This is a genomic window from Bacillus sp. LQ01 (genome assembly GCF_057624735.1).
Window position 1 is genome coordinate 134,129 of record NZ_JBYEZL010000003.1, and the last position, 17,593, is coordinate 151,721.

General features: G+C 36.2%; 18 protein-coding genes. 6 read left to right on the forward strand and 12 right to left on the reverse strand.

Translation table 11 applies throughout. From position 1 onward, the window contains the following. Positions 1–46: 46 nt before the first annotated feature. From AC22L0_RS21375 to AC22L0_RS21405, 7 genes are all read right to left on the reverse strand, one after another. Positions 47–1,696, reverse strand: coding sequence for a M4 family metallopeptidase (locus tag AC22L0_RS21375; protein ID WP_000745121.1), 1,650 nt, complete (start codon positions 1,694–1,696; stop codon positions 47–49). Between the two features lie 155 nt (positions 1,697–1,851). Further along, complete coding sequence (locus tag AC22L0_RS21380) at positions 1,852–2,550, reverse strand: pirin family protein (RefSeq protein ID WP_065702881.1); 699 nt, start codon at positions 2,548–2,550, stop codon at positions 1,852–1,854. Between the two features lie 51 nt (positions 2,551–2,601). Next, the gene (locus tag AC22L0_RS21385) at positions 2,602–3,012 is read right to left on the reverse strand and encodes a MarR family winged helix-turn-helix transcriptional regulator (RefSeq protein WP_061139651.1); all 411 of its coding nucleotides are present in this window, start codon (positions 3,010–3,012) and stop codon (positions 2,602–2,604) included. Between the two features lie 111 nt (positions 3,013–3,123). Then, positions 3,124–3,558 carry a DUF3920 family protein gene (locus AC22L0_RS21390; RefSeq protein ID WP_000422795.1) on the reverse strand — a complete coding sequence of 145 codons (435 nt, stop codon included), beginning with the start codon at positions 3,556–3,558 and terminating at the stop codon, positions 3,124–3,126. 137 nt (positions 3,559–3,695) lie between these two features. After that, positions 3,696–4,289 carry an undecaprenyl phosphate transporter UptA gene (gene uptA / locus AC22L0_RS21395; protein WP_139894703.1) on the reverse strand — a complete coding sequence of 198 codons (594 nt, stop codon included), beginning with the start codon at positions 4,287–4,289 and terminating at the stop codon, positions 3,696–3,698. Between the two features lie 78 nt (positions 4,290–4,367). Next, positions 4,368–5,567, reverse strand: coding sequence for a cation:proton antiporter (locus AC22L0_RS21400; RefSeq protein WP_000380223.1), 1,200 nt, complete (start codon positions 5,565–5,567; stop codon positions 4,368–4,370). 4 nt (positions 5,568–5,571) lie between these two features. Then, positions 5,572–6,066, reverse strand: coding sequence for a cation:proton antiporter regulatory subunit (locus AC22L0_RS21405; RefSeq protein ID WP_001026075.1), 495 nt, complete (start codon positions 6,064–6,066; stop codon positions 5,572–5,574). Between the two features lie 409 nt (positions 6,067–6,475). Here AC22L0_RS21405 and AC22L0_RS21410 point away from each other — a divergent pair, with 409 nt between their 5' ends. From AC22L0_RS21410 to AC22L0_RS21420, 3 genes are all read left to right on the forward strand, one after another. After that, a complete protein-coding gene (locus tag AC22L0_RS21410; RefSeq protein ID WP_000227591.1) occupies positions 6,476–7,909 on the forward strand; it encodes an alanine/glycine:cation symporter family protein in 1,434 nt (477 codons plus the stop codon). A 459-nt stretch (positions 7,910–8,368) separates the two neighbouring features. Next, positions 8,369–8,809 carry a Dps family protein gene (locus tag AC22L0_RS21415; protein ID WP_001041895.1) on the forward strand — a complete coding sequence of 147 codons (441 nt, stop codon included), beginning with the start codon at positions 8,369–8,371 and terminating at the stop codon, positions 8,807–8,809. Between the two features lie 721 nt (positions 8,810–9,530). Continuing rightward, positions 9,531–9,728 (forward strand): hypothetical protein, encoded by a 198-nt coding sequence (locus tag AC22L0_RS21420; RefSeq protein WP_000656313.1) that lies wholly within the window; start codon positions 9,531–9,533, stop codon positions 9,726–9,728. Between the two features lie 16 nt (positions 9,729–9,744). Here AC22L0_RS21420 and AC22L0_RS21425 read toward each other — a convergent pair whose 3' ends face one another. Together AC22L0_RS21425 and AC22L0_RS21430 are read right to left on the reverse strand one after the other, a co-directional pair. Continuing rightward, entirely contained in the window at positions 9,745–10,026 is a 282-nt protein-coding gene (locus AC22L0_RS21425; RefSeq protein WP_000390910.1) for a hypothetical protein, read from the reverse strand. Positions 10,027–10,130: 104 nt separating this feature from the next. Further along, on the reverse strand, positions 10,131–10,709 hold the full coding sequence (locus AC22L0_RS21430; protein ID WP_001225751.1) for an LOG family protein: 579 nt from the start codon (positions 10,707–10,709) through the stop codon (positions 10,131–10,133). Positions 10,710–10,782: 73 nt separating this feature from the next. On the opposite strand from AC22L0_RS21430, the gene AC22L0_RS21435 reads away from it, so the two are divergent. The 3 genes from AC22L0_RS21435 to AC22L0_RS21445 all read left to right on the forward strand — a co-directional run bounded on the left by AC22L0_RS21435 (position 10,783) and on the right by AC22L0_RS21445 (position 12,986). Then, positions 10,783–11,106 carry a MazG nucleotide pyrophosphohydrolase domain-containing protein gene (locus AC22L0_RS21435; RefSeq protein ID WP_087965450.1) on the forward strand — a complete coding sequence of 108 codons (324 nt, stop codon included), beginning with the start codon at positions 10,783–10,785 and terminating at the stop codon, positions 11,104–11,106. Between the two features lie 53 nt (positions 11,107–11,159). After that, on the forward strand, positions 11,160–11,666 hold the full coding sequence (locus tag AC22L0_RS21440; protein ID WP_000949403.1) for a ferritin: 507 nt from the start codon (positions 11,160–11,162) through the stop codon (positions 11,664–11,666). A 150-nt stretch (positions 11,667–11,816) separates the two neighbouring features. After that, entirely contained in the window at positions 11,817–12,986 is a 1,170-nt protein-coding gene (locus AC22L0_RS21445) for a DUF418 domain-containing protein (protein WP_087965447.1), read from the forward strand. A gap of 44 nt (positions 12,987–13,030) precedes the next feature. Here AC22L0_RS21445 and AC22L0_RS21450 read toward each other — a convergent pair whose 3' ends face one another. From AC22L0_RS21450 to AC22L0_RS21460, 3 genes are all read right to left on the reverse strand, one after another. Next, positions 13,031–14,212: a NupC/NupG family nucleoside CNT transporter gene (locus tag AC22L0_RS21450; RefSeq protein ID WP_000673874.1), complete on the reverse strand. Its 1,182-nt coding sequence runs from the start codon at positions 14,210–14,212 to the stop codon at positions 13,031–13,033. Positions 14,213–14,629: 417 nt separating this feature from the next. Continuing rightward, a complete protein-coding gene (locus tag AC22L0_RS21455) occupies positions 14,630–15,811 on the reverse strand; it encodes a NupC/NupG family nucleoside CNT transporter (RefSeq protein ID WP_214631736.1) in 1,182 nt (393 codons plus the stop codon). Positions 15,812–16,106: 295 nt separating this feature from the next. Next, on the reverse strand, positions 16,107–17,549 hold the full coding sequence (locus AC22L0_RS21460) for an alanine/glycine:cation symporter family protein (protein WP_087965445.1): 1,443 nt from the start codon (positions 17,547–17,549) through the stop codon (positions 16,107–16,109). Between the last annotated feature and the right edge of the window lie 44 nt (positions 17,550–17,593).

Here is a 17,593-nt window from a genome sequence, read left to right on the forward strand (position 1 = left end):
CGGGATAAAGAAAAGACCTGACTAGGATGTCAGGTCTTTTCTCTTATTATTTTACACCTACTGCATCATAAGCTTTCGTTACAGCTTGTACAGCTTTAGAGTTTTTACCGTATAAATCTTCAGCTGACTGAAGTGCCGCTTGACGCATCATTTTGAAGTCAGAGTTTGCAGTTAAATATTTCGTAAGAGCACGGTAGTAAATTTTTTCTGTCGCTTCACGGCCCACTCCAGTTACTTTCACGCCGTAATGATCTCCGCCTTCAGAAACTAAATAAGCAGCTTTATTATTAATACTACTGTTAATATGAACGCCGCCATTATCAGCTGTTCCAGTGTAACGTTTACTATAGTGATCTGGGTAACCTTCACTTGGTTTTAATGGGTTTGGAATAGACGCTGGGTCTTTAAGAGAGCGAAGCGCATCACCAGGTTTATCAGGTGTATAAATATCAGCACCTAAATCCCAGCTCTTCTTCTCAACCATAACACCCATAATATCAGATAACGATTCATTTAACGCCCCTGACTCATTTTTGTAAACAAGGTTTGCTGTATGTTCAGTTACAGCATGCGTTAATTCGTGACCGATAACATCAAGTCCAGCAGATAATGGAATGAAAGTTTTTCCATCTCCATCACCATACATCATTTGCACACCATTCCAAGCTGCGTTATTCCAAGCTGTACCTACGTGAACAGTTGAAATAAGCTTCGCACCTTTATCATCGAAAGAGTTACGATTAAATGTCTTTTTGTAGTAATCATATACTTTCCCTGCATTTACATGCGCATCAACTGCAGCTTTATCTTCGAAGAACTTAGATTTACTTTCAACTTCTTCTCCTGTATATCCAAGCCATTGTGAGAATAAATTAAACCAGTTCTCGTCCATATTTTCTGCATCAAATGTATGAATGCCTTGTCCTCGTTTACCATCAAACAAGTTGAATTGTCCTGTTTTCGTATCTTGAGCAATTTCAAATGATTGTCTAGCACCTAATACTCCGTAACCAAATCCAGTAATGTTATCTACAGCGTTATATTTCTCAATAACATTTCCATTCGTTGCATCAACAAAATAATGCCAATATCCTGGAGCTGGTTTTGAAATCGATGCCTTAACTAAGTATGCAAGGTAGTAATTACCGTCCTTTTCATATACAAACAAATCTTTTTTCACACCGTCATAACTCTTTACTTTACCAATTTCTTTCTCAATATCTGCCTTTGCAATCGTTTCTGCTTGTTCCGCAGTAATGCTTGCAGCTGCAGGAATATTTTTATCATCTAAATTCGGAATAACTTGTCCGAAGAATGCTTTTACATTATTCTCTTTATCAAGTGTAACAGTTTGATCAGAACCGTACACAGGAATGTTATTATGTTTCTCAACTAGCTTCACATGTGTCGTATCAGATTCAGCGTCTTTTTCTTCTCCAACGATATTAAAATGCTTTTCAATATTTCCTGCTAATTTAAACATATCTTTCTTACTCTCTAAGTATTGAAAGACTGTCTCTTTTTTATCTAGTCCTTCCGGTGCTTTCCATTCTTCACCTATGTATGCAGGTGTTTTAAATTCTTGATGATATTGAATTTTTTGTTCTTCCGCTTTCGTTGTCGTTGCCCCAAACGCTCCAAATCCCCCGGCGATAACAGTTAACGCTAATGCTGATGAAATGACTTGCTTTTTCACTATAACATTCCCCATTCCCATAAAGATTTTTGACACTTTTATACAATTCTTATTTTCCCAGCCGATACCTCTACCGAAAATTTGAGAAACATTTTTCAGACAATTCCAATCAAAAAAGAGGACATCTATCGGATGTCCTCTTTTCTATAAACCTTTTATTGTTTTTTCAATTCAATTGCTAAATAATGAGATTGCTCTTTTGCTTCAATATGAATATCTTCTTCTACCGCTTCTGCTGCATCACGCATAACAAACGTTTCACCATTTATTACACTGCTTCCTTCAATTTGTACAAGATACAATTGACGGCCTTCTTTCACTGGAAAATGAATTTCTTTTCCAGCCTCTAATGATAAGGAGTATAAATTCGCATCTTGGTGAATTTGAATTGGTGCATTTCCTTCTACTGAAGATACCATATGGAACCATTCATTTTCGCGCTTGCTCCAATCAAATTTAAACTCACCATAGTTTGGTTTATGATCCGCACGGTCTGGTAAAATCCAAATTTGTAATAAACGCAGCGTTTCATCGCCTAAATTATGCTCGCTATGAAATACACCCGTGCCAGCACTCATATATTGAACATGTCCACGCTCAATCGTTCCGCGATTTCCCATGCTGTCTTCATGTGTTAAAGCACCATCTACAACGTAAGAAATAATCTCCATATCACGATGTGGATGCATATCAAAACCAGTTTGCGCCGCTACTAGATCATCATTAATAACACGTAACGCTCCGAAGTTCATGTTATTTGGATTATAGTAATTGGCAAAAGAAAAATGAAAATGTGTATTTAACCAACCATGATTTGCTCTGCCCATATTTTTATGATCAACTTTTCTAAACATATCCTTCACCTCATACTATCTCGAATTCGAGATTTATTTTAAATTTTTTTCTTATTGTAACTTTTTTAGTAGTGTTAATAATTGCTTTTGTTCCTCTATGTTTAAATTATGAAACTTCTCTGCTTGGAACGTTTCTTGAGGTGGGACGATTTCTTCATATAAAGCTCTTCCCTTTTCTGTTAAAGAAATATATTTCGTAGTACCCTCTTGTTCACGCAAAATCCACTCAAGCTGCTCCATTTTATTTAAAAGCTGCGTTACATTTCCTTTCGTAACAAATAGCTTATTTCCAAGTTCTTGCTGCGTTAAACGATCATGTCCTCCAACTTGAGCTAACACATCAAACTGGGCGGCAGATACATTCCATCTTTTCAAATGCTGATTCGTCTCACGAATACTCTTATTATAAAAGCGTGACAAACGAAACCATAATAGTAGCCCTAGTCTATCTTCTGTTTTCATTTCATCACCTCGCTCGTTTCATATCATTAGTTTAGAACTAAACTTAATAAAAGTCAAATACTTATTTTTAATAAGCACAAAGAAAGCACAGGGCTATTTCTCCACTATGCTTTACATTAACTTTCTACTCTTATATTCATCCAATTTCCTCTCCGCGAACTTCCTCGCATCTTTTTCAATCCACCGCTCTTCGTACCGTTCACTTCCCACATACAATATATCTCTCTTATGTTGCATCGCATGGCGAAATTCATGCAGTAGCGTTTTGAGAACTTGCTCATACTCTTCCCACATACAAACGAAAATTAATTTCTTTTCTTTATGATAAAAACCACCTACTGGGAATAGGAACTCTTCTTCCTCTTCCCCTAATGATAGAAGTACATCATTTGCATCACACGTATCACAAAAAATAACGGGTGTTTTACATACTTCAATAAGAGAACACAAATCCTCTCTCAGCTTTTTGACATCCCAAGGAAGCTCCGAATCCAACACATACCAATTCTCTACCTGTTGATATACATTTTGAAACTGGAGTTCCATTTTTCTTTATTCCCCTTTCCAAACTCCCTTTTCCTATATGTATGCCACAATATAGTAAATATTAAACGTATTCTTTCATCCTTGAAAAAATGCCAATAAAAAAAGAATCTATGTCGACATAGATTCCTTTTCTGTAATCACTTTTTTTTCATCATTTTTTTTAATACAAAATAACCAATTGCACAAACAATAGCAGCAAGTACAAAGTATTTCACATATGGCCCCGCAACTTTATTAATACTTTCCCACTCTGTTCCTAATTTAAAACCTAAATATACAAACACAATTGACCACGGAATAACAGCTAATGTAGTTAGCGTAATAAACTTAGCATGTGACATTTTCGCAATACCCGCTGGTATCGAAATAGCATGACGCACAACCGGAATAAAACGTGCGGTAAAGATAACGCCAGTTCCATAACGATTAAACCAATCTTCAGCATAATCAATATGTTTCTTCTGAATTAAAATATATTTTCCATATCGCTCAAGAACAGGTCTTCCTCCATATCGACCAATCCAATAAATGAATAGTTGTGCAATTACACCACCAATTGTACCGAACGCGACAGCGCCCCAAAATGTAATGCTTCCTGTTGATACTAAATAGCCTGCATAAGACAATACGATTTCACTTGGAATAACCTCTAGCATTAATCCAAGCATAATTCCCCAATAACCAAGTCCTTCTAAAAAAACTAAAACCGAATGAATCAACTCTCCTAACATCATGTACCTCTCTTTACTGTTTTCATCACCAAAATAAAAGTACAAGCAGGAAATATCTTGTACTTTTATTTTTTTAATTTAGTTAGTCTTCGTATCCCACTTAAAGATTTTATTTAAGAATTTATATACATTCTTCGACTCTTTTGTCAGAAGTGGGCCTAAAATGGATAGTATAAGCACGTATAGTGCTGAGAATGGTTTCAGTACTGACATTAAACCACCGGCGATACCGATATTAGCCATAATGATGGAGAACTCTCCTCTTGAAACGATTGTTAATCCGATATTTGTTGATGCTTTATGAGATAATCCAGCTTGTCTTCCTGCAATCATTCCTGCTACAAAGTTACCGATTATCGTAAGAAGGACAGCACCTAACGTTAACCATATCGCTCCGCCTAATGAGAACGGATCAATACTTAACCCGAAGCTGAAGAAGAAAATAGCTCCGAAAAAGTCTCTAAATGGAACAACAAGATGTTCAATTCGGTCACTATGCTCTGTCTCAGAGAAAACTAATCCTAGAAGAAGTGCTCCAATTGCTTCTGCAACGTGAATTGTTTCTGAAAAACCAGCAATGAAGAATAACGAAGCAAATACTACAATAATAAAGATTTCATCTGAGCTAATATTGAGCAATTTATTTAATAACGGCGTAGCCTTTCTAGCTACTATAAAGAATAGAAGCATATATCCTAAAGCAATTCCAATTGAAGTAAGGGCACCTAAGAAGGAAGCGTGATCTCCAAGTACTAAACCAGAAACAACTGATAAATATACAGCAAGGAATATATCTTCAAACATAATAATTCCTAAAATTAATTCGGTTTCATTATTACCAGTTCTTCTTAAGTCCACTAACACTTTAGCAACGATAGCGCTAGAAGAAATCGTAATAATACCCGCAATAATTAAGATTTCTAGTAATGGGAATCCCATTATAAATCCGTATAACAAACCAAGTGAAAAGTTAATTAAAATATAAATCGTTCCGCCAATCGCAATAGAGCGTCCAGATTTAATTAGTTTTTTCATTGAAAATTCTAATCCTAGATAGAATAGAAGGAATAGAACCCCAATTCGTCCAAGGAAGGAAATTACACTTGCACTTTCAATAAATTTGAGATCGATAACACCTATTGTCGGTGCATGCGGTCCTACTAACATTCCAAGAACGATTAGAAAAGGAATTACTGAGAATTTAAATTTCCCAGCAATTACTGCTGCAATTGCCACTAAAACTAAAGCTGTACCAACTTCAAAAATTAACGTATCCATCTAATCAGTCCCCCCTATTTGAAAGTAATTCATTAATGATTTTTTTAATTTCTTCTCTCTCACCTGAAACTACAAGCATATCTCCTTCTTCAATTACTGTTTCTGGTCCTGGATTAAATAGCTTCTTCATGTTCTTCTTCATAACCGCGATTATTGTTACGCTATATGTTTTTCTTATTTCAAGATCGCCAATTGTTTTTCCGATTGCTGGAGCTGTATTCTCCACTTTGAACCACTCAATCGCTAAACCTTCAAAAACCATCTCAACATTTTCTAACGCCCTAGGCTTATATACCATTCCACCTAATATTGCAGCGATTTGTCTTGCCTCTGAGTCACGTAGTGAAATACTTGAGATGCTTTCTTCATGGTCTGAATCAAAATGATACATTTCTCTACGACCATCATCATGAATGACAATTACCATCTTTTCATTACCTTTCGTAACGATTTGAAACTTATAACCAATACCCGGAAGTTCACTTTCTCTAATATTCATTTTTAGCTCCTCCATAACTTGTTTATTTTAATTTTCTGTTTTTCTGTCTTTTATTCATCCAATCAACTTTAGAAATTCTAACCACTCAGGATATTTGTGATTTGGAAATCTTTTATTGTAATAATAAGTGGACCCTAAAAAGATACTTAAAGATGTAATGATAAAAAATATATTACTTCTCATTTTCAAACTCTCAAGGCTTACTTTCCATAAAGAATCTTCTTTCAAATTATCCCCACCTTCTCGCTTTAAATTTAGTTTTTTAAAATGTAAATAATTCTAAAAATATTACGATGTAACATAATCATAACACAAAAATGTTTTAAGTAACATAATTTTTTAGAAAAATTGATTCTCGTATATTTTTTGCATATAATTTTCTTATTACGAAAAAAAGGAAGTGTATTATATGGTTGATATCTTTAGCAGATTCCTTGAGGTAACGAATAATATTTTATGGTCATATATTCTTATTGCAATGCTAATCGGCTTCGGTCTTTACTTCTCTTTTAAATTAAAATTTGTCCAAATTACTCATTTCAGTGAGATGGTCAGCTTAATTAGTAAAGGGTTTAATCGAAAAGAAAAAAAGAAAGATAGCATCTCACCATTCCAAGCATTTTGCTTAAGTGCAGCAGCACGTATCGGTATCGGAAACTTAGCTGGTGTAGCATTAGCAATTTCAATGGGTGGACCTGGCGCAATATTTTGGATGTGGTTTATCGCAATTATCGGAGCAGCTACTAGTTTTGTAGAATGTACACTTGCGCAAATTTATAAAGTAAAAGATGGAAGTAGGTTCCGTGGTGGACCAGCATATTACATGGAAAAAGGGTTAAACAAACGCTGGATGGGCGTCTGGTTTTCACTTCTTATTACAGTTGCGTACGGATTAATTTTCAATTCAGTGCAAGCAAATACAGTAACAATAGCGTTTGAAAATGCTTTTGGACTAGAGCGAACAATCGTAGGAGCTCTATTAGCCTTATTAGTTGCAGTTATTATTTTTGGTGGCATTAAGAGCATTTCACGTATTACAGAAATGATTGTTCCGCCAATGGCAATCGTTTATATCGGCGTGGCTATTTTTGTCGTTATTAACAACTTCAGTATGTTACCAAGCATTTTCATGGAAATCTTTAACGGTGCATTCGGTTTAGACCAAGCCATCGCTGGTGGTATTGGAGCAGCAATCAAGTTCGGAATTCAGCGCGGTTTATTCGCTACAGAAGCGGGAATGGGTAGTTCTCCTAATGCAGCCGCAACATCTGATGTATCTCACCCTGTAAAACAAGGGCTTGTTCAAGCGTTAGGCGTTTTCGTAGATACATTCTTAGTATGTACATCAACAGCATTTATCGTATTATGTTCTGGACTTTACAAAGGATCAAATTTAGAAGGTATCGAATTAACACAAAACGCATTAAGTTCACAAATTGGACCGTGGGCAAGCACTTTCTTAGCGATTATTATTTTCCTATTCGCTTTCAGTTCACTTCTAGGAAACTACTATTATGGTGAAACAAATATCGCATTCATTAAAGAAAGTAAAACATGGTTAATGATTTATCGTGTTGCAGTTGTCGGAATGGTATTCTTCGGATCAATCGCTGCTCTTAAAACAGTTTGGAGTTTAGCTGATTTATTCATGGGACTAATGGTATTCACAAACTTAATTGCCATCTCATTCCTTAGCAAATTTGCTTACGCTGCATTAGTAGACTATTTGAAGCAAAAGAAACAAGGAAAAGATCCTGTCTTCGTTGCAAACTCTATCCCTGGCTTAAAGAATACAGAGTGCTGGGATGGGCAAGATGTAGAAGAAAAACAAAAGGCTGTTTAACAAATAAAAGCGGAAGCGGCTCGTTCAGAATCGCAGGACACTTCAAGCTCTCGACCTTGAAGAGCTTTTTGCTTCGAGCGAGAGAGCGAAATGACCGGAGATTCTAGCCGCTGGAGCTGGATATCAATTAAAAGCGGAGGTGACTTGCTCAGAACAGGAGGGCATTGGAGCTCCTGACGAAGAGGCGTTCTTTGCCTCACAGGAAGGCGCGAAATGACCGACTGGTCTAGTCACCGGAGCTGGATATCATTAAAAGCACAAGCGGCTCGTTTAGAACAAGAGCCATACCTCAAACAAAGGCCCTATTACTTCACCGTAATAGGGCCTTTTATTTACAACAGTTCATAATTTGTTCAAATTAATTCCAGCAAAAGGGTTGATTTATAGAGATTACTAGATTATAATTATTATAAATTAGTAATTGATATCACATAACAACTCAAAAGGAGATTGATCATAATGAACAAACAAGTAATCGAAGTATTAAACAAACAAGTAGCAGACTGGAGCGTTTTATTCACAAAACTTCACAACTTCCATTGGTACGTAAAAGGACCTCAATTCTTCACATTACACGAGAAATTCGAAGAACTTTACACAGAATCAGCTACTCACATCGATGAAATTGCAGAACGTATTTTAGCAATTGGCGGCAAACCAGTAGCAACAATGAAAGAATACTTAGAACTATCTTCTATTCAAGAAGCAGCATACGGAGAAACTGCAGAAGGGATGGTCGAAGCAATCATGAAAGACTACGAAATGATGCTAGTCGAACTGAAAAAAGGCATGGAAATCGCTCAAGACTCTGACGATGAAATGACATCTGACCTACTACTAGGCATCTACACAGAACTAGAAAAACACGCTTGGATGCTACGTGCGTTCTTGAATCAATAATAGATTTAAAAGCGGAGGTAGCTTGCTCAGAATGTGAGGGGGATGGAGCTTTTGACGTAGAGGCGCTCTTTGCCTCGCAGGAAAAAGCGAAGCCACCGAACATTCTAGCTACCGGAGCTGGATATCATTAAAAGCGGAAGCGGCTCGTTCAGAACAGGAGGGTGTTGGAACTCCTGATTACGAGGCGCTTTTTGCCTCGAATGAAGGAGTGAAACAACCGACTGTTCTAGCCGCTGGAGCTGGATATCACTTAAAAGCGGAAGCGGCTTGCTCAGAATCGCAGGGCACTTCAAGCTCTCGACCTTGAAGCGCTTTTTGCTTCGAGCGAGAGAGCGAAATGACCGGAGATTCTAGCCGCTAGAGCTGGATATTACTTTAAAGCGGAAGCGGCTCGTTCAGAGTCGCTTTTTTCTATAGATTGATCGCGCATGCTGATACATGAAATTTATATCAGCGATTTTTCCAATATATCGGCGATTCCCCCCAACATATCAGCGATTTTCCAATTATATCGGCGATTCCATCCAATATATCAGCGATTTTTCAATTATATCGACTTATCGACAAATCACGACAATATTAACACACCCCTCTCCCCTACTTTTATCAATATATTACAATCTCATCTATGTTAAAATATAGGGAACACCCTTTAGTATCATAGACCCAAAAAGCTTTTCCAAATTCATCATTTACTACTTAAATGACGGGAGTGGTTCAGTTGAAAGACTACTTAATTAGAGCATTTTTTGCGTTAATAACAGTTGGGATTCTCTTACTTATAGCTAATATTTTCAATATACGTGTCGAGGTTAAGGACTATGCTTTCCTCGTTGTCGTAGCAATTGGTGGCGGCTGGGGTGGCTGGTACCTGTATAAAAAACAAAGCAATCAAAATAATAAAGGCATTCCAAAGTAATACGGAATGCCTCTTTTTATTGCCTTCTGTAATAAATAATGAAATTCAGACCACTAATACAACCAATCGCAATAAACATACAAAACGATTGTGGATCTCCACCTAGATTATACTCATCAACGATAAACCCAGACATAAACAACGTTATCGCGGAAACACCGATACATAATACCGAAATAAACCAAAGCGAAAATTCATTAATCAACTCTTTCTTCTGTCTCAAAACAATTAGCATAACAAGAATAGACGCTGCTAAAATACTTTTAAAAACCGGACGTAAATATACGAACTCCTCCATCTATTTCTCCTTTCCCAAAAACATTACATCTAAACATTAACATATTTAACCAAATTAAAAACACATGCCATCTTAAATTAAAACGACATGTGTTTCCGTATTTGCTATGATAGTTGCTTCCACTTCGTTCCCAAAACAGGACGCTCATAATTTTGGATTGCATGAATCAGTTTATCTGCTGTCTCTGCTGAAACGATCAATTCTTTATTTGATGGATTCATAAATCCTTCTTCCGCTGCACGTTCAACCATTTGCAAAATTGGTCCGTAAAAACCTTTTATGTTTAATAAACCAACCGGCTTATTATGTATACCAATTTGTGACCAACATACAACTTCAAATAGTTCTTCAAACGTTCCGTATCCGCCTGGAAGCGCAATAAAAGCATCCGCAAGCTCTGCCATTTTAGCTTTACGTTCGTGCATCGTCTCTACTTCAATTAATTCTGTTAATCCTGTATGCACAATTTCTCCTCGGAATAGACCGCGCGGCATAACACCTGTTACACGTCCACCTAAACGAAGAACTTCGTTTGCTACTTCTCCCATTAATCCGACACATGAACCACCGTATACGAGCTCATAGTCGTTCTCAACAAACATTTTACCTAACTGAATTGCCTGCTCTTTAAATTCTGGTCTCTCCCCTAAATTAGAACCTGCAAACACACAAATCTTTCTCATCCCTACACCCCGAAACTATATATTGTTATGATACAATGAACATTGTACAACATATTGAGGAGATGAGGAAGAAATGGATATCGTTGCATTTCAAAGATGGGTTGAGGAATTTTACGAAAAACGAAGCTGGTCACAGTATAATGCCTTTATTCGCTTAAATTTCTTAACCGAGGAAGTTGGGGAAGTTTCACGAGTCGTTCGTGCTATTGAAATTGGCCGCGATCGCCCTGATGAAGATGCGAAAACAGAAGAAGAGCTAAAACAAGAACTAAAAGAAGAACTTGGCGATGTACTATCTAACCTTATTATTCTTTCGCAAAAATATGATTTAGACTTACAAGACATTATGAATGCACACGTCACAAAGCTTTCGAAAAGGTTCGAAGCATCTAAATGAGAATATTATCAATTATGTTATAATATTCTTGTCACAATACTAAGGGGGATTTTATGTTATCAAAAAAATTGCACGACGCATTAAATGAACAAATGAACTTTGAATTTTACTCTGCCCATGCTTATATGGCAATGGCTGCTTACTGTACAGCTGAGAGCTATGATGGATTCGCTAACTTTTTCCTTGTACAAGCTGAAGAAGAACGTTTCCACGCAATGAAGCTTTACAACTATATTAATGACCGCGGAGAACGCGCTATTATTACTGGATTTGATAATCCGAATAACGAATACGAATCTGTATTAAACGCTTTTGAAGTCGCACTTGAGCACGAGCGTGAAGTAACGAAACGTATTTACAACTTATCTGATATCGCTTGGGACGAGCGTGAACATGCAACAATTACATTCTTAAAATGGTTCGTTGACGAACAAGTTGAAGAAGAAGCTTCATTCGATAGCATCATTCAAAAATTAAAACGTATTACAAGCGATTCAAACGCACTGTTTATGCTAGATGCTGAATTAGAGAAACGTACATTTACGCCTCCAGCTGAATAATATTTCAATCACCTTAATACATGAATTAAGGTGATTTTTTTGTTTGCTCTCTATCTTAAAATCACCTTAAATTTCCTCATATTTGACATAGTGCCAGCTATAAAATGGTATTATTTTCAATATAAAAACGAATATACGAGGAGAGGAAAAATGAATCAACGTGTAGAAGCTGTTGATGCAATTCGTGGTTTCGCTTTGTTTGGCATTTTACTAGTCAATATGACATTAATTCAATTCGGGTTCTTCACCAGTGAAAAACCAACTTATCTATTCGGCGATCTTGATAAAGGCGCTAATTGGTTTATTCAATTCTTCGGCACACATAACTTTATATCCCTATTTTCTTTTCTATTTGGACTTAGCATTATTTTGTTACAAAAAAGTATTATCGCAAAAGGAAAAAAATTCTTCCCCACATACATAAGACGTATTATCATTCTTTTACTACTCGGCTACATTCACGGCACTTTTGTTTGGGAGGGCGATATTTTATTTGCATACGGAATAATTGGGATTTTCTTAATGATGTTCATCAATCGAAAACCGAAAACTTTGCTCATTTGGGCGATTATTCTACTCGCACTTATTACACTTATGTCTTATCAAACTGATCCATCTACAAATATAAATGATTTTGCACCTTATACTGAAAAAGAACATAAAGTCCATCAAACTGGAAGCTATATGGATCACGTCAACTTTAGATTGACTGAAAATCCTTTTGATTACATGGGAATTGACGGTGCATTCGGATTATTTTTCATATCAGTTTTCGCAATAATTTTTATGTCTCCACTGTTCCTACTCGGAATGTATGTAGGGAAAAAAGGCTGGCTATTTGAGGTCAATAAACATATACCTGCTGTCAAAAAAATATGGTTTGCCACCGGTCTCTTCTCTTTTACAATTAAAATCTTAGCTATGTTCGTAAAGCACCCGCTTTTAATTATGTTACAAGATGGCCTTACACCAGTAACTATGACCTTCTTTTACGGAAGCACAATCATTTTATTATTCCATTACAAAAAAGCAACCCGTCTACTAATATACATGGCGAACATGGGGAAAATGTCCGTTAGTAATTACTTAGCGCAATCTATTATCGCAACAACTATTTTTTACGCATATGGATTTGGCTTATACGGGAAAATCGGCTATTTCTTCGGTATTCTTTTAACCATCGGAATTTATACGATTCAATTATTCGTTAGCACCTATTGGCTCCAGAAATACCGAATGGGGCCAGTGGAATATGTGTGGAGACTGGGAACTTATTTAGAGAAACCACGTTTTAAAAGAGACTTGGATAAAGCAAGTTAAACAAAAAAAGCAATGAGCCTACGCTCATTGCTTTTCTTAATTTATTAAAGCATAACCCCAACGATTATCGCTGATAATATACTTACTAACGTTGCACCGTATACAAGTTTTAAACCGAATGATGATACAACGTTTGCTTGTTTGCCATCGATACTCTTCGTTGCACCTGCGATAATTCCAATAGATGAGAAGTTCGCAAATGATACAAGGAAGATAGATAAAATACCTACTGTACGAGCTGATAAATCACCAGCTACTTTACCAAGGTCAAGCATTGCAACGAATTCGTTCGTTACTAATTTTGTTGCCATAATTTGTCCTGCTTGTAGCATCTCTGATGTTGGAATACCCATTACAAATGCTAATGGTGAGAAGATGTATCCTAAAATGCTTTGGAATGTGATTCCGAAAATTGAATCGAATACACCGTTAATTGCTGTAATTAATGCTACGAAACCGATTAACATCGCCGCTACTGTTACAGCGATAGAGAAACCAAGCATAATATATTCGCCTAACATTTCAAAGAATGTTTGTTTCTTGTCTTCTTGTAATTCTAAAATATCGTCTTCTTCTTTTACTTCATATGGATTAATGATATGAACGATAATGAATCCACTGAATAAGTTTAATACAAGTGCTGTTACTACATATTTTGGATCAATCATTTTCATATAAGAACCGACGATTGACATCGATACTGTAGACATTGAAGATGCACAAAGTGTGTATAAGCGATTTTTCGGTAATTTGCTTAGTTGATCTTTTACCGTAATGAATACTTCACCTTGACCAACGATTGCAGCTGCTACCGCATTATATGATTCTAGTTTTCCTAAACCGTTAACTTTACTTAATAGGAAACCGACTGCACGAATGATAATCGGTAAAACTTTAATATGTTGCAGAATCCCGATTAATACTGCTAAGAAAATAATCGGTAATAATACTGTTAAGAAGAATGGTGCTTGTCCATCGTTTGCTAGACCACCAAATACGAAATTAACCCCAGCTTCCGCAAATTTTAAAATGGCGCCAAATCCATCTGCAATCCCTTTTACTAATACAAATCCGACCTTTGTATTTAGTAAGAAATACGCAAGTACCAATTGAATGACAAGCATAAGTGCAATTGGTTTATATTTAATTTTCTTACGATCTGAACTGATAAGGAAACCTAGTACAAACACTACAAGTAAACCGACTAGAAACATTACGAACTTCATATGTGAATCCTCCACTTCTCCCACGAGTTATTGGTCGTATAACGTATAACGAATGACGTCTGACCATTGTTGTTAAAAAAATTTAAAACCCCTAAAACTATTCAACTGTCATCTAAAATCAGTAAGCGTTTACATAAATTGCAATTTATAAAAGGTAGCTTCTTCTCTCCTACCATAATTGAAAGTCTGAAATTGATACCACCTACAAATCAAATTGTAAGCGTTATCTAGACGAAATGCAATATAAATTTTAAAAGATTTTTATATGTTAATATATTCCTAATTAATTGGTTTTTTCATGCAAATTTACCATAAAAATAGCCCTAGCTATGAGCTAGGACCATCCTTTTTCACCCCGATTGGTGAGGGCTAATAATGATCGTGGGATAAAGCCACCCCACTGATTAAAGTTTCACTTTATAACATAACACCAACGATAATCGCTGATAGAATACTTACTAATGTCGCACCGTACACAAGGCGTAGACCAAATGATGATACAACATTTGATTGATTTTCATCGATACCTTTCGTTGCACCTGCGATAATTCCGATAGATGAGAAGTTCGCAAATGATACAAGGAATACAGAAAGGATACCAACTGTACGAGCCGATAAATCACCAGCTACTTTTCCAAGATCAAGCATTGCAACAAACTCGTTTGATACTAATTTTGTTGCCATAATTTGTCCCGCTGTTACCATCTCAGCTTGCGGGATACCCATTACGAATGCTAATGGTGAGAAAATATATCCTAAAATAGCTTGGAATGTAATACCGAACATTGAATCAAACAAGCTATTAATTGCTGTAATTAATGCTACGAAACCAAGTAACATAGCTGCTACTGTAATCGCAATCGTGAAACCAAGCATAATGTACTCGCTTAGCATTTCAAAGAATGATTGTTTTTTCTTATTTTCTAATTTCAGTGTATCTTCTTCTTCTGTAATATCGTACGGGTTAATAATATGAATGATAATGAAACCACTAAATAAATTTAATACAAGTGCTGTTACTACATATTTCGGTTCGATCATTTTCATATAAGAACCAACGATTGACATCGACACTGTCGACATAGAAGATGCACATAATGTATATAAACGATGTTTTGGGATTTTACTTAATTGATCTTTTACTGTAATAAATACTTCTGCTTGTCCAACAATGGCAGCTGCTACTGCATTATATGATTCTAGTTTTCCTAGACCATTTACTTTACTTAACAACGTACCAATAGCACGAATAAATATCGGTAAAATTTTAAAGTGTTGCAGAATTCCGATTAAAACCGCAAAGAATACGATTGGTAATAGCGCTGTTAAGAAGAATGAAACCTCTCCTTTATTAACAAGACCACCAAATACGAAAACGATTCCAGCTTCCGCATATCCAAGAAGCGCGCCAAATCCATCTGAAATTCCTTTTACTAAAATATAACCAACTTGCGTATTTAATAAGAAATAAGATAATGCTAGCTGAATAATAAGCATAATTACGATTGGTTTATACTTAATCTTCTTTCGATCGGCACTTATAAGAAAACCGAGTACAAATACAACGAGTAATCCTACAAGGAACATAACAAACTTCATTAATAAAATCCTCCATTTAACTCTTCATTAACGTTGAACGTCTGACCATTCAAAACAAGAAATAATCCGAACTTTCCATTTCTCCTCCGTAACCTTCGATTGGATAGGAAATGTCATAAAAACTCTTGTTTCAAAGGCATTTTCCATTCTAACATAAATCACAACTCATATCCGCACTTTTCTTTAAAAAATTACATTTAATTATGAAATGCTCATAAATGTTCGTCTTTTACCATCTATAAACAACTGGATAAAACAAAAAATGAGCATCAAGTTTCACTTGATGCTCACCTCATTATACTGCTTTTTCTTTATCAGCTACTGCTGACTTATCCCAGCACTCTGTATTTTTCAAACCTGGAATAGAATCCGCATAGAATACCGGATCTTTCCCTTGTTTCTTTTGCTTTACGTAATCTGATAATGCCGCAAAAGCATACTTAGAGAGGAATACAATCGCCACTAAGTTAATAACAGCCATAATACCCATGAATAAATCTGCTACATCCCAAACGATTTGAATTGTCGCTACAGATCCTAACATAACCATACCAAGTACAGCAATGCGGTACGCTGTTAATAGCACTTTACTTCCATTTAAGAATTCAATATTTGTTTCACCATAGTAGTAGTTACCTACTAATGAACTAAATGCAAACAAGAAGATTGCAACTGCTACAAATATAGAAGCCCATGGACCGATATGTTGACTTAACGCCTGCTGCGTTAATTGAATTCCATTTAAATCAGCTGCATTATGCACATCTGATAAAAGAATAATAAATGCTGTACAACTACAAATTAATAATGTATCTGTAAATACCCCTAAAGTTTGAATGAAACCTTGTTTAACTGGGTGCGTTACGTTCGCAGTCGCTGCTGCGTTCGGCGCACTCCCCATACCTGCTTCATTTGAGAATAATCCGCGTTTTACCCCTAGTAAAATCGCGGCTCCTAATCCTCCACCTACTACTTCTTTAATTCCGAAAGCATGTAAGAAAATCTCTTTAAATACATACGGAATTGCCGTAACGTTTGTTACAACAACGAATAATGCCACTGCTACATAAATAATTGCCATTACTGGAACAATCATTTCAACCGCGCGAGCAATTCGTTTTACTCCGCCGAAAATGATAACGGCAAGTAAACCAGCCATAACAAGACCTACTAATCTACTATCTGTTTTGAATGCCCCATCAAAAGCTGCCGCTACAGTATTAGACTGTACAGCATTAAAAATCAATCCGAAACTTACTGTTATTAGAACAGAGAACACAACACCTAACCAGCGTTTATTTAAACCCTTTTCCATATAATACGCTGGGCCCCCACGGAATGCATTCCCATCTTTCACTTTATAAATTTGCGCTAATGTGCTCTCTACAAATGCAGAAGCACCCCCAATTACCGCGATTAACCACATCCAAAATACTGCTCCTGGACCACCCGCTGAAATTGCGATAGCTACACCAGCTAAGTTACCAGTACCTACACGAGAAGCTGTACTCATACAAAATGCTTGGAATGATGATACGCCGCTCTTCTCTTTTTGTGCTTTCCTCGTTTTCGAGCTTGCTCCATCCCCAAGTAATCGAATCATTTCACCGAAGTAACGAACTTGGACAAATTTCACACGAAATGAAAAATAGAGCCCTAACCCAATTAACATCGCAATAATGACATATGACCAAAGGATATTATTTACATCCCCAATTACCCTAGCTAAAAAATCCATATTTGCATTGCCCCCTCTTCCTAACAATAAGAAAATTATATTCT